Here is a 24,646-nt window from a genome sequence, read left to right on the forward strand (position 1 = left end):
CTACCAGGGTCGTTTCTGGGGCTCGTCGGTGAAGACATCGTAGTGTTGCGGTGCCGCGTCCGAGGGCGGGACGCTGTACTGGTTCAACAGGTAGGACAGGACCTCGGCGGCCGTGTCCTCGACCTCCCAGTTCCGCCAGTTCCCCTGCGGGCGGTGGACGGAGACGGCCACGACGAACCGGGGGTCGTCCAGCGGGGCCACGCCGGTGAAGGAGGTCGTGTAGCCGTTGTAGCCACCGACGCCAGCGGCCTCGCCCGTACCGGTCTTGCCACCCACGCGGTACCCGGGGATCTTGGCCGGCCCGGCGGTCCCCACCTGGACGACGCCCTCCATCATCCGCAGCATCTCCTCCGCCGTCTCCTCGGAGTAGATCCGGGTGCCCTCGGGGTCCGGCTGCACGTGTTCCGAGCCGTCGGGGTCGATGTAGGCGTCGATCAGCTGGGGGCGACGCTGGACCCCGCCGTTGGCGATGGTCTGGAAGACCTGCGCCATGTGCAGCGTGGTCTGGGTGTATCCCTGGCCGAACATCGTGGTGAGCCGCTGACGGCCGTCCCACTGCTCGGGCGGCACCAGGATGCCCTTGTTGCTGCCGGGCAGGCCGATGTCCACGTGTTCGCCGATCCCGAGCTTCTTCATGTACTCGTAGCGGGTCTGGTCGTCGACGCTCTGGGCCACCTGGACCGTGCCGGTGTTGTAGGACCGGGTGAAGATGCCGGCCGTCGTCATCTCGTAGGTGTCGTGGGGCATCGAGTCGTTGATGATCTGCCCGTCGAACTCCTGCTTGTTGGGCACCTCGTAGGCGTCGGTCGGCTCCACGCCGCCGACCTCGAGCGCGGTGGCGAAGGTGGGGACCTTGCCGGTGGAACCGGGCTCGTAGGACTGGGTCAGGGCGGTGGGCCGCCAGAAGAGGCCGTCCGTGGCCGTCGGGTCGGAGGGGTCCACCGTGGTCGAGTCGGCCATGGCCAGAAGCTCACCGGTCCTGGCGTCCATCACCACGATGTTGCCCCACAGGGCGTCGTAGGACTCCGTCTTCGCGGCGATCGCCTCCTGCGCGAACCACTGGACGTCCTGGTCGATGGTCAGCCGAACGTCCTGGCCGTCGACGGCGGGTTCCTCGGAGAACTCCGCGTTCGGGATGCGCACGCCGTCGGCGGAGATCTCGTAGGTGCGCTTGCCGGGTTCGCCGGAGAGCTGCTCGTCCTGGCTCAGCTCCAGGCCCTCGAGCGGGGTGCCGTCCCCCCCGACGAAGCCCAGGATCGAACCGGCCACCGACCCGTTGGGGTAGGTGCGTTCGGTGACGGGCTCGGCCAGCAGGCCCGGGATGCCGAGATCCAGGGCCTGGTCCTTGACCTCCGGCGTGACCCCCTTGGACACGACCTTGTACGGGCGGTCGCCGACCATGCGGGCCTCGAGCTCGGCACGGTCCATGCCCAGGATCCCGGAGAGCCGGTCAAGTGAGTCGGACAGGGACACGTCGACCATCGAGGCGCTCTCGGCGTCCCAGCGCCGGAAGTCCTTCACCAGCCGCTGGTCGGCCACCAGGTCGTAGCGGGCCACCGAGGCCGCCATCACCCGTCCCTGGGAGTCCAGGATGGATCCGCGGTCGGGCGCCACCGTCACGGAGCGCAACCGCTCCTTCATGGCGTCCTGCGCGTTGCCGGAGGCGTCCACCCCCTGGATGAAGACCAGCCGCAGGCCCAGCACCGCCAGAAGGACCAGGGCGATGACCATGCCCAGGCGCAGGCGCCTGCCGGTCACGTCCGTGGCGCTTCGGGCGTCGGATGCCTGGGCCATCTGCTGCAGTCCTTCCTGCCGGTCACCACGGCATGGCCGTCGTCCGGTCGTTCCTCAGTTCCTCGGGAGTGGTTCAGGCCGGAGGCTCTCCGGCGATGCGTCTCAGTCGGCGCTGCCGGCGGCGAACTGCGGAGCGGGAATCGTCCCCCCGTTGAGCTCCCGGGCGGCGCCGGAGGTGGCGCCCTCGGACCGGTCCTGTCCGGCCGCGACCTCCTGATCGGCCCCGGCGTCCTGACCAGCCGCCGTGTCCTGACCAGCCGCCGTGTCCTGTTCGGACTGCACGGGGGCCGGCGCCTCGGATGCCGTCGTCCCGTCCGCTTCGCTCCCCGGCTCGACGCCGGTCTCGCGGGCCTCGGCCTCAGCGGCAGCCCGCTCGCCCGGTCCGACGGGCGCGGCGATCAGGCCGGTCGGCCCGTCCTCGCCCTGGGCGGAGGTGGCGGCGCCGGTGACCCGGCCGGTGGCGAGGTCCACCGCGGCGATGTCCCCCGGCTTCACCATGCCCAGCCGGTCGGCCTCGGCAGCGAGGTTCTGCGGAGCCTCGAGGTGCTCGACCTGCTGGCGCAGCAGCTCGTTCGACTGGGTCAGGTCCAGCTGCTCGCTCTTGAGCCCGACCATGTCGTACTGCCGGTTCGAGACTGTGATGTTGACCACCAGCACGGCCAGCAGCGCAAGGGCCAGGATTCCGACGCACAGGGCGACGAAGCCCCGGCCGGTCCTCCTGACCGGTGCCGGGACGACGGCCAGCGGGGTCCGGGCCCGGTTCTCCTCGCCCGGGGTACCCGCCGGCGCGGCACGGTACTCGGGGCTGATGGTGGGTTGCCAAGGAGCAGCCTGGTCCAGCTGCGGAGCGGTGCTCTCGCGGGCGTGGACGGGCTGCTGCATGGCAGTGCGCTGCTGCGTTGCGGTCATGCTGTGCTCCTTGATGGTCTGATCTTCTCAATAGCGCGCACTTTTGCTGAGGAGGCGCGAGGGTTTTCTTCGATTTCTTTTTCCGTGGGTTTGTCCACGCCCCTAGTCAGGACGCGGACCACCGGTGCGTGGTCCTCCAGTTCGACCGGGAACCCGGGAGGAGCCGTGGAGGTGGACTGTGCCGTGATGGCCTTCTTGGTGATCCGGTCCTCGAGCGAGTGATAGCTCATGACCACGAGCCGCCCGCCCACCGACAGGGCACGCATCGCCGCCGGCAGCATCGCCTCGAGCACGTCGAGCTCCTCGTTGACCTCGATCCGGAGGGCCTGGAACGTGCGCTTGGCGGGATGCCCACCGCTGCGGCCGGCCGCGGCGGGGACGGCCGAACGGATGACCTCCACGAGCCGGCCGGTGGTCTCGAAGGGCGCCTCCTGGCGGGCACGGACGATGGCCGAGGCGATCCTGCCGGCGAACTTCTCCTCGCCCCAGGACCGGATGATCCGGCGCAGGCGGTCCTCGTCGTACTCGTTCACGACGTCGGCGGCGGTGATCCCCCCGGTCGTGTCCATGCGCATGTCCAGCGGCGCGTCGTAGGAGTAGGCGAAACCGCGCTCACGCTCGTCCAGCTGGTACGAGGAGACGCCCAGGTCGAAGAGCATGGCATCGGCCTCGGCGACACCGGCCGAGGCCAGTGCCTCGGCCACACCGTCATAGGTCCCGTGCCAGGTCCGCAACCGGTCACCGGCCCAGGCCAGGCGCTCGGTCGCCAGGCGCAGGGCCTCGGTGTCCCGGTCGATCCCCACGACGACGGCATCCGGGTGTCGCCGGAGGATCGCCTCGGCGTGTCCCCCCATGCCCAGGGTGCCGTCCAGCGCGACGGGGCGGCGCCCGGCGTCGCGGGCAGCGTCGAGTCCCGGGGAGAGCAGGTCCAGGACGCGGTCGCGCATGACGGGAATGTGCCGGTCCTGTGCCGGTCTCTGCTCTTCACCCAAGCCGTGAGTCCCTTTCCACGCTCGACCTCGTCCGGTTCCGCTGGTCCCCGTCCGGCTCGCGACGGCAGAGGACCCCATTAAGTGACAGGCGGACCCTTGGATCAGATCCCCATCCGCACGTCTTCCGTGCCTGGCCCGGGGGAAGTCGGGTCAGGGCCGGAATCGCTCACCGGTTCCGTGCCCGGCCCGGGGGAAGTCGGGTCAGGTCCGGCCTGGGGCGGCTGGAGGTCTCATGCAAGAATCCGCGCTGTTCGGTTGTGTGCGACCCCTGCCGCCGAAGGACGGAGGGGCCGGCCGGTCAGAAGATCCCCGGGAGGACTTCCTCATCGGTCTCCGAGAAGGCGTTCTCCTGGTCCTCCAAGTAGGAGTTCCAGGCCTCGGCATCCCAGATCTCGGCTCGCGTACCGGCTCCGATGACCGCCACGTCCCGGTCCAGTCCCGCATAACTGCGCAGCGGTCCTGGGATGGTGATCCGCCCCTGCTTGTCCGGAACCTCGTCAGAGGCCCCTGACAGGAAGACACGGATGTAGTCCCTGGCCTGGCGTGAGGACAGCGGAGCCGACCTCATCTGCTCGTGAACCCTCTCGAACTCGCGAGCACTGAAGACGTAGATGCACCGTTCCTGTCCCCGGGTGAGGACCAGACCGTCGGCTAGCTCCTCGCGGAACTTCGCCGGGAGGATCAGACGGGCCTTCTCGTCCAGCCGAGGCGTGTAGGTCCCCAAGAACATGGAGCACCGCCTTTGCCGTCCGAAAGGGCCGCTTGAGCCTCCCTCAACACCACCATCCTCTGATGCCCTCCACTTTACCCCACTACCCTCCACCGTCAAGCCACGCGCCGCCCCCACCACCGCGCGAAATGGCCTCTGACCTGCGCTGATGTGGCGTGGGGTTCACCCAGAGTCGTCGCGGGGCGAACGTCGGCCACCCCCGCTCCAGGGCCACTCAGGGGCCGGTGATCCCGCCGGAATGACCGGGGTGGAGGGATGTGGGGCGGCCCGGTGGAGGGATGTGGGGCGGCCCGGTGGAGGGATGTGGGGCGGCCCGGTGGAGGAAGGCAGGACAACGAGAGGACCCCGCCGCGATGCGGCGGGGTCCCGGGGTGGATCAGTCGTGACGGGCTGCTGCCACCGTCACGGGTCCTGATGGCGGCGCTGCTCCCAGCGCTGCTCGAGTCCGTCCATGAAGGCAGAGTTCTTCTTGGCCGATGCCGTCCCGGACGCCCGGCCCGTTGAACCGGCCTTGGTCCGCGCCGTGCCGACGTAGACGCCCACGGCCATCAGGACGAAGCCGATGATGCCCAGCCAGATCGCCTGCTGGGAGATTCCCCAGAGCATGACTCCGAGGCCGACCGCCGCAGCCACCGCTCCGGCGACCAGTCGCGAGGTCGAGAACCGAGAGGTCCCCGTCTCACTCATGCTCGTGGCAAAGTGCGGGTCCTCGGCGTTCAGCTGTTGCTCCAGCTGCTCCAGGAGCTTCTGCTCCCGCTCAGACAACGGCATCGCTGCCTCCTCCTCCAGCCACGAATTTCGTAGTACTAGCATAGGGCCCGGGCCGCACGCCACGCCATATCGGCAACGCCGGTCGACCCGCTCGGACCGGACTTTTCCGCGATCAGCGTAGGCGCGGGCGCCGGGGTGCCGGTCGGCCGTCCACGAGGGTCGCCGGCCGCAGTGCCGCGGAGGGGAATTTGCGCCGGATGTCGTCCGCGACGCGGTCCGCCTCGGACCAGTCCGCCTCTGACCCCTCGTCCTCCCAGGGAAGAGCGTCCTGCACGGCGTCGCCGGCGCCGCTGAGGCGCTCGGCGCGAAGGCCCACCAGCCGGGCCGGGTGCCGCCGTGCATCCAGCAGTTCCGCCAGCAGCTCCTCGGCCGCCTCGGCCAGGGGTCCGGCCGAGTCCACCGGCACCGCCAGGGAGCGGGACCTGTTCCGCACGGTCAGGTCAGGAGCCTTGAGCTTGACGGAGATCGCCCCGGCACGGACCCCGGCCCGGCGGAGCCGGAAGGCGCATTCGTGGGAGAGCGCCACGAGGATCCTGTGCAACTCCTCCCGGTCCGTCACGTCCACGTCGAACGTCCGCTCCACCCCCAGGGACTTGGCCTCCCGTTCGGGCACCACCGCCCGGTGGTCGATACCGCGGGCCAGATCGACCAGGGCCGGCCCATTGGACCCGAGCCAGCGTTGCATGCGTCGGGGCGACTGGGCGGCGATGTCACCGACGGTCTCCAGGCCGGCCTCGACGAGCCTGCGCTGCAGCACGGGGCCCACACCCCAGAGCGCCGAGACCGGCAGCGGGTCCAGGAACGCCCGGGTCTGCGCACCGGGAACCACGCCGAGCCCGTCCGGCTTGGCGCGGGTCGAGGCGATCTTGGCCACGGACTTGGTGGTGGCCGCACCCACGGTGCACGGCAACCCCGTCCGTTCCCGGACGCGCTCACGGATCAGGGCGCCGATCCGGGCCGGCGGGCCGAGCCGGCGTCGGGCCCCGGAGACATCGAGGAAGGCCTCGTCGATACTGAGCTGCTCCATCACCGGGGTGAACGATCCCAGGATGTCCATCACCTGACGGGACGCGGCGGTGTACCCCTCGTGCCGTGGTTCCACCACCGCGACCCCCGGGCAGAGCGCGAGGGCGTGCGCCAGCGGCATCGCCGAGCGCACGCCACTGCGCCGTGCCTCGTACGAGGCGGAGAGCACCACGGAACGCCCGCCCCGGTGGGCCACGAGGGCTGGCCGGCCCCTGAGCTCCGGGCGTTCGAGCAACTCGACGGAGAGGAAGAAGGCGTCCATGTCCACGTGGAGGATGACGGCATCCCAGGATGGATCCTGGGCCGCCGGCGGTGGTCCCCCGGCGGAATAGCGTTCATCCATGGCTCCAGCCTAGGCCGATGTCCCGACGGTAGGCTGGAGGACGTGCCATCCTCAGCCCCCGCATCCCCCTGTCAGGACCGCCTCCCGGAGGAGGCCTTCGTCGAGGCGGTGGACCGCCGGATGTCCGCACTGCTCGCCGACTACCGGCGCAGCGCCGAGGAGATCTCGACGTCGGCAGCCCCCCTGGTCGAGGCCATCGCCGGCCTGGTGCGCGGCGGCAAGCGCGTGCGGGCCATCCTCGCCTGGTGGGGATGGCGCGGCGCCGGTGGCGCCGTGGACGACCAGCGGATCATCGACGCCGCGGTGGGCCTGGAGCTGTTCCAGGCCGCGGCGCTGATCCACGACGACATCCTCGACCGGTCCGATACGCGCCGCGGGGAACCCAGCATCCACCGGGCCTTCGCCGCCCGTCACCAGCAGGCGGGATGGCGTCAGGACCCCGAGCACTTCGGGACGTCCGCCGCGATCCTGACCGGGGACCTGTGCCTGGCCCTGAGCGAGGAGGTGTTCGCCCACGCGGCGGATGCCACGGAATCGCCGGCCGCCGGAAGGACCATGTTCAACCGGATGCGCTTCGAGGTGATGGCCGGCCAGTACCTCGATGTCCTCGACGAGGTCGAGGTGCCCGGACAGGATCCTGCTGAGGCACTGGCCCGTGCGCGCACCGTCCTGCGGTACAAGTCCGCCCGGTACTCGGTGGTGCACCCACTCAACCTCGGCGGGGTGCTGGCGGACACGGACGGCGCACCCCTGACCTACTACGAGGCGTTCTCCCTCCCCCTGGGTGAGGCCTTCCAGCTGCAGGACGACCTGCTGGGCGTGTTCGGCGATCCCGAGGTCACCGGGAAACCGGCCGGGGACGACCTGAGGGAGGGCAAGCGCACCGAGCTGGTGGCCCACGCCCTCTCCCTGCTGCCTCCGGGCCAGGCGAAGATCCTGGAGAATTCGTTGGGTGATCCGGACCTCACGCCCGAGTCAGTGGCGCGGCTCCAGTCGCTGCTGACCGAGTGCGGGGCCAGGGCCCGGGTCGAGGACGAGGTCGCCACGCTGGGCGACCAGGCCCTGCGCGCCCTGGACGAGATGACGGTGGACCATGCGGTGCGGGACGGGCTCGCCCGTCTGGCGCACCGCATCCTGCGGCATGGCCGCTAGGACGGCCCGCTACCAGGCCAGCGCCTGCGCGCGGCGCCGGATCTCGGTCTTGCGCCCCTCGCGCAGCGCGTCCACCGGACGGCCGGGAAGCGAGTCGTCGGCGGTGAACAACCAGCGGATGGCCTGGTCCTCGCTGAAGCCCGCGTCCTTCAGCACGGAGACGGTCCCCCGCAGCGCCTCCAGGGGGCCGTCCTCCTGCACGAACAGGGCGGGCACGGCCCGATAGGCGTTCTCCCCGATGCGGGAGGCCAGCAGGCGGCCGTCATTGACCATGTTGTGCACCCGGGTCACGGGGATGTCCCAGCGCTCGGCCAGGTCAGGGAAGGGAACCCACTCTCCGACCAGGTCTTCCAGGGGCTGTTCCGATGACGGGTTCTTGTGGTGGTCCGTTGTAGTCACCGCTCCAGAGTAGCGATCGGCGGGAATTCTCTGAAAGCCCTTGACATGCGCCGCGGGGCAGCCTGAGGCCACGGAGGACGACACGCCATGGTTACCTTATCGTTACGGTAATGATTACCTTTCGATAAACATCGTCCGGTACGTTGTCGTACGTCACATTCTGATCACAGGCACCATCAGCCAAGGATTGTCACGCCAGTCACACTGCCCGCGACATGTCCTTCGGTGCCCCACCGCAGAGGAAATCCATGCCTGAACGCCCGACCGGTACACCGCGCCTGCTGAGGTCCGCCGTGGCCACGTCCACCCTGCCCCTGCTGGTGCTGGGATCAGCGGCCCTGGCGGCCCCCGCGGCTGCCGACGCGCCCCGACAGGCGCTGGCGCCCCGGTCGGCCACGTCCGTCAACATCGAGACGGCCCAGGTGCGACTGTCCTCCACGACGCTGGCCTCCAGCCTGCCGGCAGCATTCGTCGCTCCGACCGGGGCCACCCAGGCGTCCAGGACGGCGGCCACCCACACGGTGAAGGCCGGGGACACCCTCTACGGCATCGCCACCCGCCACGGGATCAGCCTCTCCACCCTGCTCAAGGCCAACGGGCTGTCCTCCGCCGCGATCATCCACCCCGGCCAGACCCTCAAGCTCTCCGGCACCGCCGGCCAGCAGTCCTCCACCTCCCGGGCCTCGGCCGGGACCTACACGGTCAAGGCCGGGGACACCCTCTCCGGCATCGCCACCCGCAACGGCATCGGCCTCTCCACCCTGCTCAAGGCCAACGGGCTGTCCTCCGCCGCGATCATCCACCCCGGCCAGACCCTCAAGCTCTCCGGCGCCGCCGGCCAGCAGTCCTCCACCTCCCGGGCCTCGGCCGGGACCTACACGGTCAAGGCCGGGGACACCCTGTCCGGCATCGCCACCCGCAACGGCATCGGCCTCTCCACCCTGCTCAAGGCCAACGGGCTGTCCTCCGCCGCGATCATCCACCCCGGCCAGACCCTCAAGCTCTCCAGCGCGGCCGGCCAGGGGGCGGCACCCGGCAACGACCTCGTGCCGAGCACATTCCTCCACTACACCTACCCGGACCATGTGGTGTCCTCGGCCAACGCGAACAAGCGCGCCCTGCTGGGCGCCGGTGTTCCCTCACGGTCCCAGATGCAGGCGATCATCGCCGACACGGCGCGGCGGATGGGCGTGGACCCGAGCCTCGCGCTGGCGCACTCCTTCGCGGAGTCCAGCTTCAACCATGCCGCCGTCTCCCCCGCCAACGCCATCGGCGCCATGCAGGTCATCCCGTCCTCGGGCACCTGGGCCTCCGAGCTGGTGGGGCGCAAGCTCAACCTGCTGGACCCCTACGACAACGCCACCGCGGGTGTCGCCATCATCCGCCAGCTGCAGCGCAACGCCCCGTCGGTGGACATCGGCATCGCGGCGTACTACCAGGGGCTGGGCGGGGTGACGCGCAACGGCATGTACCCGGACACCAAGCGGTACGTGTCCAAGGTCAAGGGGTACATGCAGCGGTTCTGACCCCCGCGTCCCCGGTGCGTCCGGTCTCCCGGTCTACCCTGTAATGGTGAAGGAACGCCGCACCGACCCCCTGAACGGGACCGTTATCGAGGGACGGTACGAGATACGGTCCCGCCTGGCCCGGGGCGGGATGTCCACGGTGTACCTGGCGGTCGACCGGCGCCTGGACCGCGAGGTCGCCCTGAAGGTGCTGTATCCGCACCTGGCCGAGAACCCTGCGCTGGTGGAACGGTTCGAGCTCGAGGCCAAGACGGCGGCCAGGCTGTCCCACCCCCACGTCGTCAACGTCCTGGACCAGGGCGTGGACGAACGCCCCGACGGGGACCTCGCCTATCTGGTGATGGAGTACGTCCCCGGGTACACGCTCCGGACCGTGCTGCAGCGCCGCCGGGCGATGACCCCCCGGGTGGCCCTGGCCTACCTGGAGGCGATCGTGGACGGGCTCGCGGCAGCCCACCGGGCCGGACTGGTCCACCGGGACATGAAGCCGGAGAACGTCCTGGTGTCCCGCGACGGGCAGATCAAGGTGGCCGACTTCGGCCTCGCCCGGGCGACCACCGACTTCACGGGCATCGGTGCGGCCCTCGTGGGCACCGTGGCCTACATCTCCCCGGAGCTGGTGAGCGGATCCCCCGCCGACGAACGCAGCGACATCTACGCGGTCGGCATCATGGCCTACGAGATGCTCACCGGGCGGCAGCCGTTCGTCGGCTCCTCCCCCATCCAGGTCGCCTATCAGCACGTCAACAACGAGGTCCCGCCGCCCTCCGGCCGTATCCCCGGACTCGCGGACGCCCTCGACCGGTTCGTGTTGTGGTGCACCGCCCAGAACCCGCGGGACCGGCCGGCAGACGCCGGGGTCCTGCTCACCGAGATCCGGCACCTGCGCTCGACGATGGCGGACGCGGACCTCGATTTCGAGCCACCGGTCATCGCGGCCGGCATCGCCGGGGAAGGGTCCACGGAGGCGTTCGGGCGGGTCGGCGCGGATCCCGACGACGAGGCCCGGGCGGGGGGTCAGGCCACCGAGGCCTTCGGCGCCGTGCCCCCCGCGGTCAACGCGGGGGCTCCCGCCATGGACGACGCGTACCGGGACGCGGGATACGGGGTGGACGGGGGCCACGACGAGGACACGGACGAGGTCCCCGGGGATGCCACGGACGTGATCGGTGACGCCGGTGCCACGGAGGGCCTGGACCCGGGAGTCACCACGGTCCTTCCCGCACCGGGCACCCAACGCACCTCGGTCCTGCCCAGCCTGCCACCGGACCCGGGTCGCCGCCCCGGCGGTTCCGGGCACCCGGGCGCCGGTGCACCGACGGACCCGCCCCAGGATCGTGGCACCGTCCCCGGCCCACTGCTTCCCCGCTCCTCGGGCAGGTCCCCCAGGCCGCCCTCCACGCGGCAGCAGCGACGCCAGGCGATCCGGCGTGCCCGCACCCCCACTGAGGACCTGGGGCGGCGGAGCGGGACGCGGATGTGGATCTGGGCGGCGGTCGTGCTCATCCTGACCGCGGTCCTGGTCCTGGCCGGCTGGTTCTTCGGTTCAGGGCCGGGCGCCCTGGTGGTCGTCCCTGACGTGGAGGGGCACAGCAAGGCCGCGGCGGTGGAGGAGCTGCAGCAGACCGGGGTCGGTTACTCGCTGGCCAGCGTCCACCATGACGTGGTGGCCGAGGACAGCGTGATCTCCACGGATCCGGGTCCCGGTACCGAGCTGCGCAGGTTCAACACCGTGCTGGTCACCGTGTCTCTGGGACCGGAACTGTTCGACGTGCCGGACGTCACCGGCCTGGCACGCGAGGAGGCCGCACGGGCACTCGACGGGGCGGGTTTGAGCCTGGGCCGGGTCTCCACGGAGCACTCGGACACCGTGGACAAGGGGCTGGTGATCCGCCAGGAACCGGACGCCGGGGCGAGCCTGCGCGGCGGACGTCCGGTCGCCGTCGTGGTGTCGGACGGGCCGGCCTCCGTCACGGTGCCCGACGTCACCGGCCAGCCCACGGGACGTGCCCGCGGAATCCTCGAGGACGCCGGCTTCACCGTGGAGGAGACGCGGATCCTCGGGGAACTCTTCGGAGACCGGGAGGGCACTGTCCGCAGTCAGACCCCCGAGCCCGGCAGCCAGGCCCCTTCGGGCTCGACCGTGCGCATCGTCATCCTCTGAGGCGGCTGCGCCGGGGCGTCACGCGCGGACGCCCCGGCGGAGGGCAGCCGTCCGCCCGTTCAGACCCCGCGGCCGGACCGGGACAGTGCCTCCGTGACCAGGAAGGCCATCTCCAGGGACTGCTGGTGGTTCAGCCGGGGGTCCACGAGGGACTCGTAGCGATCGGCGAACGCGGACTCGTCGATCGGGTCGGAGCCACCGAGGCATTCGGCCACGTCGTCACCCGTCATCTCCACGTGCAGCCCGCCCGGGTAGGTTCCGGCGTCACGGTGGACCTCGAAGAAGCCGCGCACCTCGTTCATGACGTCGTCGAAGCGGCGGGTCTTGTAGCCGTTCGCCGCGGTCACGGTGTTGCCGTGCATCGGGTCGGTGACCCACAGCGGCGTGGCGTCCGAGTCCCGGACCGCCTCGACCAGCGGGGGCAGGTTCTCCCGGATCCTCTCCGCGCCCATGCGCGTGATGAACGTCAACCGTCCCGGCTCCCGCTCGGGATCCAGCTTGTCGATGAGTGCGAGGGCGTCCGCGGGCTTCGTGGTGGGCCCGAGCTTGACCCCGATCGGGTTGCGCACCTTGGAGAGGAACTCGACGTGGGCGCCGTCCAGGTCACGGGTCCGCTCGCCGATCCACAGGAAGTGCCCCGAGGTGGCGTACGGCAGTCCCGAGCGCGAGTCGATGCGGGTCAACGGACGTTCGTAGTCCAGCAGCAGGGCCTCGTGGGCGGTGAAGAAGTCGGTGCGGCGCAGGGCCTCGAAATCAGCGCCGGCGGCATCCATGAACCGGACGGCACGGTCGATCTCCTGGGCGAGTTCCTCGTAGCGGGAGTACGCCGGGTTCCGCATGAACCCCTGGTTCCAGGCGTGCACGGACCGGAGGTCCGCGAAGCCGCCCTGCGTGAAGGCGCGGACCAGGTTCAGGGTCGAGGCGGAGGTGTTGTAGGCCTGCACCATCCGTCGGGGATCGTGCCGGCGCGACTCGGGCGTGAAGTCGAAGCCGTTGACGATCTCACCACGGAAGGACGGCAGGGTCACGCCGTCGCGGGTCTCGGTGTCCGAGGAACGCGGCTTGGCGAACTGGCCGGCCATCCGGCCCATCTTCACCACCGGCAGGGAGGCGCCGTAGGTCAGAACCACGGCCATCTGCAGGATGGTCTTCACGCGGGCACTGATCTTGTTGGCCGTGGCGCCGGCGAAGGTCTCGGCGCAGTCACCACCCTGGAGCAGGAATGCCTCACCCCGTGCTGCCGCGGCCAACTGGGTCCGCAGCACGTCGACCTCACCGGCGAACACCAGCGGAGGGGCGGAGGACAGTTCCGTCATCACCTCGGCGAAGGCGTCCCGGTCCTCCCAGGTGGGCTGCTGGGTGATCGGCTTCTCCCGCCACGTGTCCAGGCCGGGATAGTCGGCGGCCCCGTTGGACTGGGCTGAGCCGAAGGCCGGGGTATCGGTGCGGGGATCAGAAATCATGCTCCAAGGGTACGGAACGGTTGCCGTTCCGACGTCCACGTGACGATCTCCTACCCCTTCGCCGGCGCGCGGCTCCCGGATGCCGGCCCGGTGGCACGCTCAACCGGCGTCGCGGCCGTCCGCCGGGGGCGCGTTCTTCACCGTGGCGGCGTACACGTCCACGTACTCCTGTCCCGACAGGCGCCGGATGGCCTCCATGATCTGGTCGGTGACCTGACGCTCCACGAAGCGGTCGCCGGCGCGGTCGTAGTACTCCGAGAAGTCGAGCGGGGGGCCGAAGATCATGCCCACGCGGCGGATGTTCGGAATGGTCCTGCCGATCGGCTGGACCTTGTCCGTGCCGATCATCGCGATGGGCACGACGGGGACCCGCGCCTTCAGGGCCAGCTTCGCCACGCCGAGCTTGCCCCGGTACAACCGGCCGTCCGGGCTGCGGGTGCCCTCCGGGTAGATCCCGAGCAGCTTCCCCTCCTGCAGCACCTCGAGCCCGGAGCGCAGGGAGTCCAGTGAGGCCTGGCCGCCGGCACGGTCCATCGGCAGCTGATGGGTGGCCTCGAAGAACTTCCGGGTCAGCCACCCCCTGACACCCTTGCCCGTGAAGTACTCCATCTTCGCCAGGAAGTGGACCTGCCGGCCGAGTTGGGACGGCATGAAGATCGAGTCGGAGACCGAGAGGTGGTTGCTGGCCAGGATCGCCCCACCCTCCTCGGGGACGTTGCCCAGGCCCTTCACCCAGGGCCGGAACACGAGGTTCGTCACGGGGGCCACCACGAAGGTCTTGGCGAACCAGTAGAACACGATGGTCTTCCTCTCAGGTGGTGGCGTGGACCGTTCCCAGTCTAGGGAGCGATCGCGGGGGGCGGGACGCTACGCTGGGGACATGATCGCCCACCAGCGGGCGCTGTCCCTCCACGGCGCCGACGACGGCCCCCTGGCCGCGTCCGCCGGGTCCGGGTCGACGGGGGTCGCCCTGTTCCACGGGTTCACCTCGGGTCCCGTCTCCGTGACCGGTTGGGCCCGCGCCCTGGCGTCGGCGGGTGCCTCCGTGGAGGTCCCGCTGTTGCCCGGCCACGGGACCCGGTGGCAGGACCTCCGGGTCGTCACGGCCGAGGAGTGGCGGGCCACCGCGCGGGACACGGTCGACCGCCTGTTCGCCCGGCACGACCGCGTGGTCGTCGCCGGTCTGTCCATGGGCGGCGCGCTCGCGCTCGATGCGGCCGCGCACCGGTCCGTGTCCGGCGTCGTCGTGGTGAATCCCGGGCTGCGCTTCGCCTCCCCGGCCGCTCCCCTGGCGAGGGTGCTCAAGTACGCCGTCCGCAGCGTGGCACCGATCGCCAACGACGCCGCGCGCCCCGGGGTGGACGAACAGGCCTACCCGCGCACCCCGGTGGCCGCCGTCCAGCAGGTCGGCGCCCTCCAGGCCGCCGCCCGGGCCGGACTGCCGGCGATCACGGCACCGGTCCTGGCGTTCCGGTCCACGACTGACCGCGTGGTGCCCCACTCCTCCATGGCCGCCCTCGCTCGCGGCCTGGCCCCCGGGCTGCTGACCGTCAGGCCGCTGTACAACAGCTTCCACGTGGCCACCCTGGACTGGGACGCGGGGGTCATCGAGGACGAGTCGGTCAGGTTCATCGCCGGGTTGGCATGTGGACGGGCCGACGTCCGTGGCTGAGCCCCTGGACCGCGACCACGAGGGCAGCGACCCCGAGCACCGGGACCCGGACGAGGTCGACCGCCGGTGGCAGGAGATCATCGCCGGGCTGGGCCCCCTGGACGCCGGTGCCCGGGATACCGCGTGGCCGGAGCCCACCGCGGCGGGATCGGCCGGACCGGATCCGGACGCACCGGACCGCGAGGAGCCCCCGGCCCCCGGCCGGGCGTGGGGTCCACGCGACTTCCCGGAGGACGAGGACGACGGGGACTTCATCCCGCCCGAGCCCCCCGCGCTCGGCTCCGGCAACTCGGTCGTCGTGCTGAGCTTGATCGGGGTGGCCGGCGCGCCCGCGGCCCTGTTGCTCGCGGCGATCCTCTGGCCCTCGGTGCCCGGACTCGTGCTCGCGGTGCTGATCGCCTCGTTCGTGGCGGGCGCCGTGGGACTGTTCTTCGCACTCCCCCGGGACGCGGACCGGGACGGCCCCGGCGGCGACGGTGCGCAGGTCTGATCCGCGCGACCGGTCACCGGGCGGCGGTGGCCGACTCCCTCACGGACCAACCGGAGCGCTCCAGCGCCAGGCCCGCCGCGCCGAGCCAGCCGGCCCGGTTGCCCAGGCTGGCGACCATGACGGACGGGACCGGACGCCGTCGCCCGCCGGGGATGTGGCGGGCCAGTTCCGCCCGGGCCGGCTCGAGAAGGAGGTCACCGGCGACCGCCACTCCGCCGCCGATGACGAACCGGGAGGGGTCCAGCACGGCGGCCAGCGTGGCCAGGCCACGGCCCAGCCACCGGCCCGTCTCCTGCACGGCCCGCACGGCGCGCGGGTCCGCGGACAGGGCGTCGTCGAGGACCGACCGGGCGGAGGGACGTCCGGCGCGGGCAGCCAGGGCCTCGGCGGAGACGAGCAGTTCCCAGCATCCGGTGTTCCCGCAGGGGCACGGCAGCCCCGAGGGGTCCACGGTCATGTGCCCGAACTCCCCGGCCATGCCGTGCGCGCCGACGTCCACCACCCCCTCCTGGACCAGCGCGCCCCCGATGCCGGTGCCGATGGCGACCATGACCATCCGGTCCGGCCCGCGGACCGGGTCCGGACCCGCCGGCGGGGCAGCCGGGTCCCCCAGCCGCGCCTCCGCCCAGGCCGCCGCGTCCGCGTCATTGACGACCGCGGGCCAGGGGACGGTATCGCGGGACGGGCGGGCGGCTGCCTGAGCACTGGAAGGCCGTCCCGTCGCCTCCGACAGGGCAGCGCCCAGGTCCTGGGGCAGGGGCCGCTGGCGCCACCCCATCAGGTGCGGGCTGAAGACGGCGGTGCCGCTGCGCGGGTCGATCCAGGCGGCGGCGGAGACCCCCCACGGCACGGGCAGACCCGGCCAGCTGGCGTCCAGGGCCCCGAACAGCTCCAGCGCCGTGCGGGCGCACAGGGCGCTCAGGCCGGCCCCGTCCGCCTCGAGGTGGTGAGCGACCCGGATCTCCGTGAGCGCGGGCACCAGTCTGCCCCGGCCGTCCAGCAGGACCGCGCCGGCCTTGACCGCCCCGCCTCCGACGTCGAGCCCGATGGCCGCGGCGACGGGAGCCCCCGGGTGTGCAGATCCGCCCATCGTGCCGGCCACCGCCTTCCGGACCGTCGGTCCCACCGTTCCTGCTGACAACCGAAGTTACCCATGAGTAGAATATTTCCTGTGGCGCAGGACACACCGGTCCGACCCCTCCGGTAGGGTCAGAGGACACGGGGACCCCCGCCCCGGAGGGCCTGCACCCGGGACCACCACTCTGCCACGCAGGCGGCTACCGTCGATCACCAGGAGCGAACGTTGAAGGAATACACCTCCCCTCCCGTCGTGGACGTCCCCCGGGACATGAACATCACGGACCTGGTGGAGCAGCAGGTCCTGGCCGATCCGCGGCGCCCCCTGTTCGCCCGGCAGACCGCCCCGGCGCAGTGGACCGACGTCAGCGCGGAGGAGTTCCGCGAGGATGTCCGCACCCTCGCACGCGGCCTGGCCGCCGCCGGGCTGGAGCCGGGCGACCGGGTGGGGATCATGGCCCCCACCCGCTACGAGTGGACCCTGATGGACGTGGCCATCTGGTACGCCGGCGCCGTCACCGTCCCGATCTACGAGACGTCCTCCCCCAGCCAGGTCGCCTGGATCATCTCCGACGCCAACGTGCGGGCGGTGGTCTGTGACACGTCGCGGCACCAGGGCGTGGTGGACACCGCCATCCGCCAGGAGCAGCTGGATCCGCTGGTCTCCAGCTGGCTGATCGAGGACGACGGTCTCGACGAACTGCGCGCGCTGGCCGAGCGCGGACCGGACGAGACCACCATGGAGTCCCGCCGTTCCGCCGCCACCCTGTCCGACCTGGCGACCATCATCTACACCTCGGGCACGACCGGCAAGCCGAAGGGTTGCGAACTGACCCACGGCAACTTCGCCGAGCTGAGCCTGCAGACCCTCGGGACGAACCTGGGCGAGGTCGTCAACCCGCAGGCCAGCACCGTGATGTTCATCCCCTTGGCCCACGTGTTCGCCCGTTTCATCTCCGTGCTGGCGCTGGCGGCGGGCACCAAGGTGGGCCACACCTCCGACCTCAAGCAACTGGTCCCCGACCTGCAGTCCTTCCGGCCCACCTTCCTGCTGGCCGTGCCCCGGGTCTTCGAGAAGGTCTACAACTCCGCGCAGCTCAAGGCGGAGACCGGGGGCAAGGGCAAGGTCTTCGCGGCCGGCGCCCAGGCCGCCATCGACTACTCCACGGCGAAGAGTGCCGGCAGGGTGCCCCTGGTGCTGCGCGTCAAGCACGCGGTGTTCGAGAAGCTGCTCTACGGCAAGATCCGCGAGGCCATGGGCGGGCAGGTCACCCACGCGGTGTCCGGCGGCGGCCCACTGGGTGCACGCCTGGGCCACTTCTTCCACGGCATCGGCGTCAACATCATGGAGGGCTACGGCCTGACCGAGACCACGGCACCGGTCACGGTCAACGTCCCGCACGGGGTGAAGATCGGCACCGTCGGCCCTCCGATCCCGGGCAACGGGGTGCGCATCGCCGAGGACGGCGAGATCCTGGCCAGGGGTGTCTGCGTGATGCGCGGCTATCACAACCGTCCGGACCTGACCGAGAAGGATTTGGTGGACGGCTGGCTGCACACCGGGGACATCGGGGACCTGGACGACGAGGGGTACCTCACCATCACCGGTCGGAAGAAGGACATCATCGTCACGGCGTCCGGGAAGAACGTGGTGCCGGCGCTGCTGGAGGACCAGATCCGGGCCGACGCGGTGGTCTCCCAGTGCGTCGTGGTGGGTGACCAGCGGCCGTTCGTCTCCGCCCTCGTCACCCTGGACGCGGACATCCTGCCGCGCTGGCTGGGCCAGCACGGTGTCCCGGCGGACACGCCGATGGACCAGCTCGCCACGCACCCCGTGGTCCTCGACCACGTCCAGTCGGTGATCGACAGGGCCAACGAGACGGTGTCCAAGGCGGAGTCGATCCGGGCGTTCCGGATCGTCCCCGTGGACTTCTCCATCGAGTCCGGCCAGATGACGCCGTCCCTGAAGATCAAGCGCAACGTGGTCCTGGAGGACTTCGAGTCCCTCGTCGAGGAGATCTACGGGGCGCCGAAGCCGGTCTCGTCCTAGAGGCGGCCGCTGTCCGGGACGTCGAGTCCGAGCAGCGCGTTCTCCACGACCTCCGTGAGTGCCGGGTGGATCCAGTACTGGCCGCGGGCCATCGCGTGGGCGTCCAGGCCCATGCTCATGGCCTGCACCAGGGGCTGGATGAGATTCGGCGCGTCCCGTCCGATCAGGTGGGCCCCGAGGAGCAGGCCCGTCTGGCGGTCGGCGATGACCTTGCACAGGGAGGTGCCGTCCTCCATGGCCCAGCCGTACGCCACGTCGCCGTAGTTCTGCTCCTTGACGGTGATCCTCTCCGCGCCGTACTGCTCGACGGCCTCCGCCTCGGTGAGACCGACCGCGGCGACCTGAGGCCGGGAGAAGACCGCCGAGGGCACCGGACCCAGCGTGTTCGGCCGCAGGTCATCCGGGTGCTCCAGGTTGTGGCTGACCACGCGCTGGTCGTGGTTCGCCACGTGCTTGAGCTGGTGGGGACTGGAGACGTCACCCAGGGCCCACAGCCCGGGCACCGGCTCACCGCCGGAGAGCAGCCGCTGGTACTCGTCGACGGCGAGCCGCCCGTCGGGATGCAGGTCCAGCCCGGCGGCGGCCGGGTCGAGCCGGTCGCTGTTGGGGACCCGGCCATAGGCGATGAGCACGGCGTCGGCGTCCACCTCCCAGGTGGTGTTGGTGGGCCCGTCGAGATGCACGGTCACCCACCCGTCCAGCCCCTCCTCGATCCGGGACAGGGTCCAGCCGGTCTCGACCCGCCACTGGGTCGAGGCCATCTCGGTGAACCGCTCGGAGATGGTCGCATCGTGATGGCGCAGCAGTCGCGGTGAGCGGTTCACCTGGACCACGGAGGACCCCAGGCCGGAGAAGATCGAGGCGAACTCGGCGGCGATGTACCCCCCGCCCAGCACCACGATCCGCTGGGGCAGCCGGGGCAGGCGCATCACGGTGTCCGAGGTGTGGACCTGGGGCAGGTCGCTGCCGGGGACGGAGGGGACGACCGCCCTCGAGCCCGCGGCGACCACGATGTCCTGGGCCTCCAGGACCCGCCCGCTGGCCGTGGTCAGCTGGCGGGTCCCGGTGAACCGCGTCTCCTCCGGGATGACCGTGGTGTTCTGCAACTCGACGTCCCGGTAGTGCAGGCCCCCGGCGGAGATGGCGTCGATGCGCGAGAAGATCCGGTCCCGGATCCCGGGCCAGTCGGTCCCGCCGATCCCCAGGTCCACGCCGAGCCGGCTGGCCTCCTCCGGCACCACGGCCAGCGACGCCGGGTAGGCGAACATCTTGGTGGGGATGCAGCCGACGTTGAGGCAGGTGCCCCCGAACGTGCCGGAGTCGATGATGGCCACGCGCTTGTCGTCCCAGTACGGGGTGACCAGCGAGTTGCCGGAGCCGGAGCCGATGATGGCGAGGTCGTAGGTTTCGGTGCCCATGGCTCTCAGCCTAAGGCTCCGCGGGCACCGCCCCGGTCACTCGCCCAGTGTCAGCAGCAGGTCACCACCCTCGACCGCCGTGGTGCCGCCCAGCACCACGCGGGTCACGGTGCCGGAGGCATGGGCCGTGATGGCGGCCTCCATCTTCATGGCCTCGATGGTGGCCACCGTGTCCCCGGCCTCCACGGTGTCACCCTCGGCCACGGTCACGGAGACGACCCCGGCGAAGGGCGCGGCCACGTGCCCCTTGTTGGCGGGGTCGGCCTTCTCGGCCGCCCGGGCGGTCGACTCGACGGAGCGGTCGCGCACGGTGATCTGCCGCGCCTGGCCGTTGAGGGTCACCATCACGGGCCGCATGCCCTTGGCATCGGGCTCGCCGATCGCCTGCAGCGTGGTCAGCAGGCGCACGCCCTTGCCCAGGGAGATGACGTGCTCACGGCCCCGCACCAGCCCGTACAGCCAGTCCCGGGTGTGCAGGACGGAGGTGTCCCCGTAGGTCGCGCAGTTGGCCTCGTACTCCTGCGTCGGCCCCGGGAACAGGAGCCGGTTCAACGTCGCCTGGCGGGTGGCACCGGGTTGCTCCAACGCCGCGCGGTCCTCCGCGGAGAGCTCGGTCTCCGCGCGGCGACGGCCTCGGTTCTGCAGGGCCCGGGTCCGGAACGGCTCGGGCCAGCCTCCGGGCGGGTCCCCCAGCTCTCCGGAGAGGAAGCCGATCACGGAGTCCGGCAGGTCGAAGTCCTGGGGACTCTCCGCGAACTGGGCCGGGTCCACGTCCATGCCGACCAGCTGCAGGGCCAGGTCCCCGACCACCTTGGAGCTCGGGGTGACCTTGACGATGTTGCCGAGCATGTCGTTGGCGGCCTCGTACATCCGCTCGATCTGCTCGAAGCGGTCGCCCAGGCCCAGGGCGATGGCCTGCTGGCGGAGGTTGGACAGCTGGCCGCCCGGGATCTCGTGCCGGTAGACGCGTCCCGTCGGTGCCGACAGCCCGGACTCGAAGGGGCGGTAGACCTCACGGATGGTCTCCCAGTACGGTTCCAGCGCGGCGGCCTGGTCCAGCCCGAGACCGGTGTCCCGCTCGGTGTGCTCCAGGGCCGCCACCAGGGCGGACATCGGCACCTGACTGGTGGTCCCGGCCATGGACGCGACGGCCGTGTCCACCGCGTCCACCCCCGCCTCGGCGGCGGCGAGCAGGGTGCCCAGCTGACCACCGGCGGTGTCGTGGGTGTGCAGGTGGACGGGCAGGTCGAACTCGGCGCGCAGGGCACCGACCAGCTCCCGGGCAGCCTGCGGCCGCAACAGTCCGGCCATGTCCTTGATGGCCAGGACGTGGGCCCCGGCGTCGACCATCTGCCGGGCCAGGCCCAGGTAGTAGTCCAGCGTGTAGAGCTCCTCCGCGGGATCCAGCAGGTTGCCGGTGTAGCACAGGGCCGCCTCGGCCACCGCCGTCCCGGTGGCCCGGACCGCGTCGATGGCGGGGGCGATCTGCCGGACGTCGTTCAGCGCATCGAAGATCCGGAAGATGTCCACACCGGTCTGGGCGGCCTCGGCCACGAAGGCATTGGTCACCTCCACGGGGTAGGGCGTGTAGCCGACCGTGTTGCGCCCGCGCAGCAGCATCTGCAGCGGGATGTTCGGCAGTTCCTGGCGCAACCGGGCGAGCCGGTCCCAGGGGTCCTCACCGAGGAAGCGCAGGGCGACGTCGTAGGTGGCCCCACCCCAGGCCTCCACCGAGAACAGCCCGGGCAGGGTGTGCGCGACGGCCGGAGCGGCCGCCAGCAGATCACGTGTGCGCACCCGGGTGGCCAGCAGGGACTGGTGGGCATCACGGAAGGTCGTGTCCGTGACGGCCAGTTCCGTCCGGCCGCGCAATTCGGCCGCGAACCCCTCAGGGCCCTTCTCCAGCAGCACCTGGCGCCAGCCGGCGGGCGGCTGGTGCGGCGAGGGGCCGTCGAACGGGCTGCGATCCGGCTCCTGGGACTTGTCGCCCGGGAAGGCCGGCAGCTTGTCCCTGGGGTCGATCCCGTCCACCCGGGGCCCGTGGGGCTGGTTCACCGTGACGTCGGCGAGGTACTGCAGGGCCTTCGAACCACGGTCCTGGCTGCGGTTGACCTGGGCCAGCTCGGGGTGGGCGTCGATGAAGTCCGTGGCGACGTCGCCCGCCACGAACGTGGGGTCGTCCAGCACGTTCATCAGGAACGGGATGTTGGTGGCCACCCCGCGGACGCGGAACTCGGCCAGGGCGCGCCGTGCGCGCCGCACCGCCGTCGGGTAGTCCCGTCCACGGCAGGTCAGCTTCACCAGCATGGAGTCGAAGTGCGGACTGATCTCGGCACCGGTGTAGATGGTGCCACCGTCCAGGCGCACGCCGGAGCCGCCGGCGGACCGGTAGGCGGTGATGGCGCCGGTGTCCGGCCGGAAGCCGTTGGCAGGGTCCTCCGTGGTGATCCGGCACTGCAGGGCGGCGCCACGGATCCGCAGCTCGTCCTGGCGGATCCCGAGCTGCTCGAGCGTCTGGCCGGCGGCGATGCGCAGCTGGGAGGCGACCAGGTCGACGTCGGTGATCTCCTCGGTGACGGTGTGCTCGACCTGGATCCGGGGGTTCATCTCGATGAACACGTGCTGACCGGTACGGTCCCCCGCGGTGTCGACGAGGAACTCGACGGTGCCGGCGTTGACGTACCCCATGGCCTTGGCGAACTTGACGGCATCGGCGTAGAGCGCCTGGCGGATGGACTCGTCCAGCTGCGGGGCCGGGGCGATCTCGATGACCTTCTGGTGGCGGCGCTGCATGGAGCAGTCGCGCTCGAACAGGTGCACGGTCTCCCCCGTGCCGTCCGCCAGGACCTGGACCTCAATGTGCCGGGGCCGCAGCACGGCCTGCTCCAGGAACACCGTGGCGTCGCCGAAGGCGGTCTCGGCCTCGCGCATGGCCGCGTTCAGTGCGTCCGGCAGCTGGGCGGCGGTCTCGACCCGGCGCATGCCGCGGCCGCCGCCGCCGGCCACGGCCTTGACGAAGATGGGGAAGCCGATGTCCTCGGCCTGTGCGACGAGCCACTCGGCGTCGGAGCTGGGCTCGGAGGACTTCAGGGTGGGGATGCCCGCCGCCTTGGCGGCCCGCAGGGCCTCCACCTTGTTACCGGTCAGCTCCAACACGTCCGCGGGAGGACCGACGAACGCGATCCCGGCCTCCGCCGCGGCCCGGGCCAGCCCGGCGTTCTCCGACAGGAAGCCGTACCCCGGGTAGATGGCGTCACATCCTGACTCCTTGGCCACCCGGATGATCTCGTCCACGTCCAGGTAGGCGCGGATCGGGTGCCCCTCCTCCCCGATCCGGTAGGCCTCGTCCGCCTTCTGCCGGTGGATGGAGTTGCGGTCCTCATACGGGAAGACCGCCACGGTCCGGGCACCCAGCTCGTAGCAGGCACGGAAGGCGCGGACCGCGATCTCCCCTCGGTTGGCGACCAGCACCTTGGAGAACATTCCGTCGGTGGCGTTGGATGACATGGAGCCTCCTGGGCTGCCCGGCGGGTCTGCCGGGACACGATCAGGCGCGGTCAGCGCACGGTGGAGCCACTTCCTTGTGGCTTGCATCACCCGTCAGTGTCGCATACGACCCCGGCACCCACTACGTGAGACCCGTCACAGTGTCGTCAGCACTAGGATGGACCACGGTCCCGGGCCACCCACCCTCTGGTCGACAGTCAGGATTCCACCGCCGTGCAGATCATCTCCATCTCCAGCCTCAAGGGCGGGGTCGGCAAGACCTCGGTCACCCTCGGACTGGCCTCGGCGGCGCAGGCGCAGGGCATCCCCACCCTCGTGGTGGACATGGACCCCCATGCCGATGCCACGACCGGACTCGGGGTCCGGCAGGACGCCGGCACCGAGGACGTGGGCACCCTGCTCTCCCACCCCCGGCGGGTGTCCCTGACCGATCACGTGGTCGCCTCGGGCTGGACCGGGTCCACCGCGGCCCCGGCGGCCGACGGCGACGGCGCGGGCGGTCCCGACGGCGGCGCGCCCCGGATCCTCGACGTCGTGCGCGGCTCCTCGCGGACCTCGCTGTACGAGCGCCCGACGACCCGTCAGCGCGAGCTGCGCCGGCTCACCCAGCTGGTCGAGCCCGTGACGCGCTACGCACTGGTCCTCATCGACTGCCCCCCGGCCCTCAACGGCGTCACGCGGATGGCCTGGGCCGCCTCGACGGACGTGCTGCTGGTGGCCGAGCCGAGCCTGTTCTCCGTGGCCGGCACCGAACGCACCCTGCGGGCCCTGGACCTGTTCCGCAAGGAGTACGCCCAGGGCGTGACCTCCACCGGAGTGGTGGCCAACCGCGTCCGGCCGGCCAGCGTGGAGCACCAGTTCCGCCTGGGCGAGATGGAGCGGATGTACGGCGACCGGTTGCTGCCCGTGGCCATCCCGGAACAGGGTAACTGGCAGCAGATCCAGGGCGCAGCCTGGCCCGTCCACGCCTGGCCCGGCGAGATGGCCGCCCAGTCCGCGGCACTGTTCGATGAGCTGCTCTACGCCGTGCAGCGTCCATTGAAGGACCGCCGCAGCCAGCGCCGGCACTGAGGCGCGCCCCCCTGCCGGAGCACGATCGCCGTCAGACCGCGACGACCCCGTGCCTGCCGGCGGCAGGGACGGGGCCGTCGTCGGGAAGAGGC

General features: G+C 71.2%; 19 protein-coding genes. 7 read left to right on the top strand and 12 right to left on the bottom strand.

All coding sequences use genetic code 11. From position 1 onward, the window contains the following. The 6 genes from GGQ69_RS07420 to dinB all read right to left on the bottom strand — a co-directional run bounded on the left by GGQ69_RS07420 (position 1) and on the right by dinB (position 6,565). Positions 1-1,794 (bottom strand): penicillin-binding protein 2, encoded by a 1,794-nt coding sequence (locus tag GGQ69_RS07420; RefSeq protein WP_183526573.1) that lies wholly within the window; start codon positions 1,792-1,794, stop codon positions 1-3. Between the two features lie 102 nt (positions 1,795-1,896). Further along, on the bottom strand, positions 1,897-2,703 hold the full coding sequence (locus tag GGQ69_RS07425; protein WP_183526577.1) for a hypothetical protein: 807 nt from the start codon (positions 2,701-2,703) through the stop codon (positions 1,897-1,899). After that, complete coding sequence (rsmH, locus tag GGQ69_RS07430) at positions 2,700-3,650, bottom strand: 16S rRNA (cytosine(1402)-N(4))-methyltransferase RsmH (RefSeq protein ID WP_183526580.1); 951 nt, start codon at positions 3,648-3,650, stop codon at positions 2,700-2,702. Before rsmH ends, GGQ69_RS07425 begins: the two co-directional genes overlap by 4 nt. A 343-nt stretch (positions 3,651-3,993) precedes the next feature. After that, positions 3,994-4,425, bottom strand: a complete 432-nt coding sequence (gene mraZ / locus GGQ69_RS07435) for a division/cell wall cluster transcriptional repressor MraZ (RefSeq protein ID WP_010143394.1) — start codon at positions 4,423-4,425, stop codon at positions 3,994-3,996. Between the two features lie 402 nt (positions 4,426-4,827). After that, complete coding sequence (locus GGQ69_RS07440; RefSeq protein WP_183526584.1) at positions 4,828-5,196, bottom strand: DUF3040 domain-containing protein; 369 nt, start codon at positions 5,194-5,196, stop codon at positions 4,828-4,830. A gap of 112 nt (positions 5,197-5,308) precedes the next feature. Beyond that, a complete protein-coding gene (gene dinB, locus GGQ69_RS07445) occupies positions 5,309-6,565 on the bottom strand; it encodes a DNA polymerase IV (protein ID WP_183526601.1) in 1,257 nt (418 codons plus the stop codon). A 42-nt stretch (positions 6,566-6,607) separates the two neighbouring features. Here dinB and GGQ69_RS07450 point away from each other — a divergent pair, with 42 nt between their 5' ends. Continuing rightward, complete coding sequence (locus tag GGQ69_RS07450; RefSeq protein ID WP_298044820.1) at positions 6,608-7,717, top strand: polyprenyl synthetase family protein; 1,110 nt, start codon at positions 6,608-6,610, stop codon at positions 7,715-7,717. A gap of 9 nt (positions 7,718-7,726) precedes the next feature. On the opposite strand, the gene GGQ69_RS07455 is transcribed toward GGQ69_RS07450, so the two are convergent. Further along, positions 7,727-8,116, bottom strand: a complete 390-nt coding sequence (locus GGQ69_RS07455; protein ID WP_183526605.1) for an Rv2175c family DNA-binding protein — start codon at positions 8,114-8,116, stop codon at positions 7,727-7,729. A 248-nt stretch (positions 8,117-8,364) separates the two neighbouring features. Between GGQ69_RS07455 and GGQ69_RS07460 the strand changes: the two genes are divergently transcribed. Continuing rightward, positions 8,365-9,642 (top strand): lytic transglycosylase domain-containing protein, encoded by a 1,278-nt coding sequence (locus GGQ69_RS07460; RefSeq protein WP_183526608.1) that lies wholly within the window; start codon positions 8,365-8,367, stop codon positions 9,640-9,642. A 46-nt stretch (positions 9,643-9,688) separates the two neighbouring features. After that, positions 9,689-11,806, top strand: a complete 2,118-nt coding sequence (locus tag GGQ69_RS07465) for a PASTA domain-containing protein (RefSeq protein WP_370577127.1) — start codon at positions 9,689-9,691, stop codon at positions 11,804-11,806. Positions 11,807-11,865: 59 nt separating this feature from the next. On the opposite strand, the gene GGQ69_RS07470 is transcribed toward GGQ69_RS07465, so the two are convergent. Both GGQ69_RS07470 and GGQ69_RS07475 read right to left on the bottom strand, forming a co-directional pair. Next, on the bottom strand, positions 11,866-13,269 hold the full coding sequence (locus GGQ69_RS07470; protein ID WP_183526615.1) for a class II 3-deoxy-7-phosphoheptulonate synthase: 1,404 nt from the start codon (positions 13,267-13,269) through the stop codon (positions 11,866-11,868). Between the two features lie 99 nt (positions 13,270-13,368). After that, complete coding sequence (locus GGQ69_RS07475) at positions 13,369-14,067, bottom strand: 1-acyl-sn-glycerol-3-phosphate acyltransferase (protein ID WP_183526616.1); 699 nt, start codon at positions 14,065-14,067, stop codon at positions 13,369-13,371. Positions 14,068-14,149: 82 nt separating this feature from the next. Here GGQ69_RS07475 and GGQ69_RS07480 point away from each other — a divergent pair, with 82 nt between their 5' ends. Further along, the gene (locus GGQ69_RS07480; RefSeq protein ID WP_183526618.1) at positions 14,150-14,941 is read left to right on the top strand and encodes a carboxylesterase; all 792 of its coding nucleotides are present in this window, start codon (positions 14,150-14,152) and stop codon (positions 14,939-14,941) included. After that, positions 14,934-15,431, top strand: a complete 498-nt coding sequence (locus GGQ69_RS07485) for a hypothetical protein (protein ID WP_183526621.1) — start codon at positions 14,934-14,936, stop codon at positions 15,429-15,431. Before GGQ69_RS07480 ends, GGQ69_RS07485 begins: the two co-directional genes overlap by 8 nt. A 13-nt stretch (positions 15,432-15,444) precedes the next feature. On the opposite strand, the gene GGQ69_RS07490 is transcribed toward GGQ69_RS07485, so the two are convergent. Beyond that, the gene (locus GGQ69_RS07490) at positions 15,445-16,521 is read right to left on the bottom strand and encodes an ROK family protein (RefSeq protein WP_183526623.1); all 1,077 of its coding nucleotides are present in this window, start codon (positions 16,519-16,521) and stop codon (positions 15,445-15,447) included. 213 nt (positions 16,522-16,734) lie between these two features. Between GGQ69_RS07490 and GGQ69_RS07495 the strand changes: the two genes are divergently transcribed. Next, positions 16,735-18,558, top strand: coding sequence for a long-chain fatty acid--CoA ligase (locus GGQ69_RS07495; protein WP_183526625.1), 1,824 nt, complete (start codon positions 16,735-16,737; stop codon positions 18,556-18,558). On the opposite strand, the gene GGQ69_RS07500 is transcribed toward GGQ69_RS07495, so the two are convergent. Further along, complete coding sequence (locus tag GGQ69_RS07500; RefSeq protein WP_183526627.1) at positions 18,555-19,976, bottom strand: mycothione reductase; 1,422 nt, start codon at positions 19,974-19,976, stop codon at positions 18,555-18,557. The two genes, GGQ69_RS07495 and GGQ69_RS07500, sit on opposite strands and share 4 nt — an antisense overlap. A gap of 36 nt (positions 19,977-20,012) precedes the next feature. Then, positions 20,013-23,459 carry a pyruvate carboxylase gene (locus tag GGQ69_RS07505; protein ID WP_183528412.1) on the bottom strand — a complete coding sequence of 1,149 codons (3,447 nt, stop codon included), beginning with the start codon at positions 23,457-23,459 and terminating at the stop codon, positions 20,013-20,015. A 237-nt stretch (positions 23,460-23,696) separates the two neighbouring features. Here GGQ69_RS07505 and GGQ69_RS07510 point away from each other — a divergent pair, with 237 nt between their 5' ends. Continuing rightward, positions 23,697-24,554 (top strand): ParA family protein, encoded by an 858-nt coding sequence (locus GGQ69_RS07510; RefSeq protein ID WP_183526629.1) that lies wholly within the window; start codon positions 23,697-23,699, stop codon positions 24,552-24,554. Positions 24,555-24,646 lie beyond the last annotated feature (92 nt).

Origin of the sequence: Micrococcus sp. TA1 (genome assembly GCF_014199555.1) — a bacterium.
GTDB lineage: Bacteria > Actinomycetota > Actinomycetes > Actinomycetales > Micrococcaceae > Citricoccus.

What these genes read in the sequence shown, in the direction of transcription:
- GGQ69_RS07420 (WP_183526573.1), bottom strand. Translation starts at nt 1,794, where the DNA reads ATGGCCCAGGCATCCGACGCCCGAAGCGCCACGGACGTGACCGGCAGG.
- GGQ69_RS07425 (WP_183526577.1), bottom strand. Translation starts at nt 2,703, where the DNA reads ATGACCGCAACGCAGCAGCGCACTGCCATGCAGCAGCCCGTCCACGCC.
- rsmH (WP_183526580.1), bottom strand. Translation starts at nt 3,650, where the DNA reads ATGCGCGACCGCGTCCTGGACCTGCTCTCCCCGGGACTCGACGCTGCC.
- mraZ (WP_010143394.1), bottom strand. Translation starts at nt 4,425, where the DNA reads ATGTTCTTGGGGACCTACACGCCTCGGCTGGACGAGAAGGCCCGTCTG.
- GGQ69_RS07440 (WP_183526584.1), bottom strand. Translation starts at nt 5,196, where the DNA reads ATGCCGTTGTCTGAGCGGGAGCAGAAGCTCCTGGAGCAGCTGGAGCAA.
- dinB (WP_183526601.1), bottom strand. Translation starts at nt 6,565, where the DNA reads ATGGATGAACGCTATTCCGCCGGGGGACCACCGCCGGCGGCCCAGGAT.
- GGQ69_RS07460 (WP_183526608.1), top strand. Translation starts at nt 8,365, where the DNA reads ATGCCTGAACGCCCGACCGGTACACCGCGCCTGCTGAGGTCCGCCGTG.
- GGQ69_RS07470 (WP_183526615.1), bottom strand. Translation starts at nt 13,269, where the DNA reads ATGATTTCTGATCCCCGCACCGATACCCCGGCCTTCGGCTCAGCCCAG.
- GGQ69_RS07480 (WP_183526618.1), top strand. Translation starts at nt 14,150, where the DNA reads ATGATCGCCCACCAGCGGGCGCTGTCCCTCCACGGCGCCGACGACGGC.
- GGQ69_RS07490 (WP_183526623.1), bottom strand. Translation starts at nt 16,521, where the DNA reads ATGGGCGGATCTGCACACCCGGGGGCTCCCGTCGCCGCGGCCATCGGG.
- GGQ69_RS07500 (WP_183526627.1), bottom strand. Translation starts at nt 19,976, where the DNA reads ATGGGCACCGAAACCTACGACCTCGCCATCATCGGCTCCGGCTCCGGC.
- GGQ69_RS07505 (WP_183528412.1), bottom strand. Translation starts at nt 23,459, where the DNA reads ATGTTCTCCAAGGTGCTGGTCGCCAACCGAGGGGAGATCGCGGTCCGC.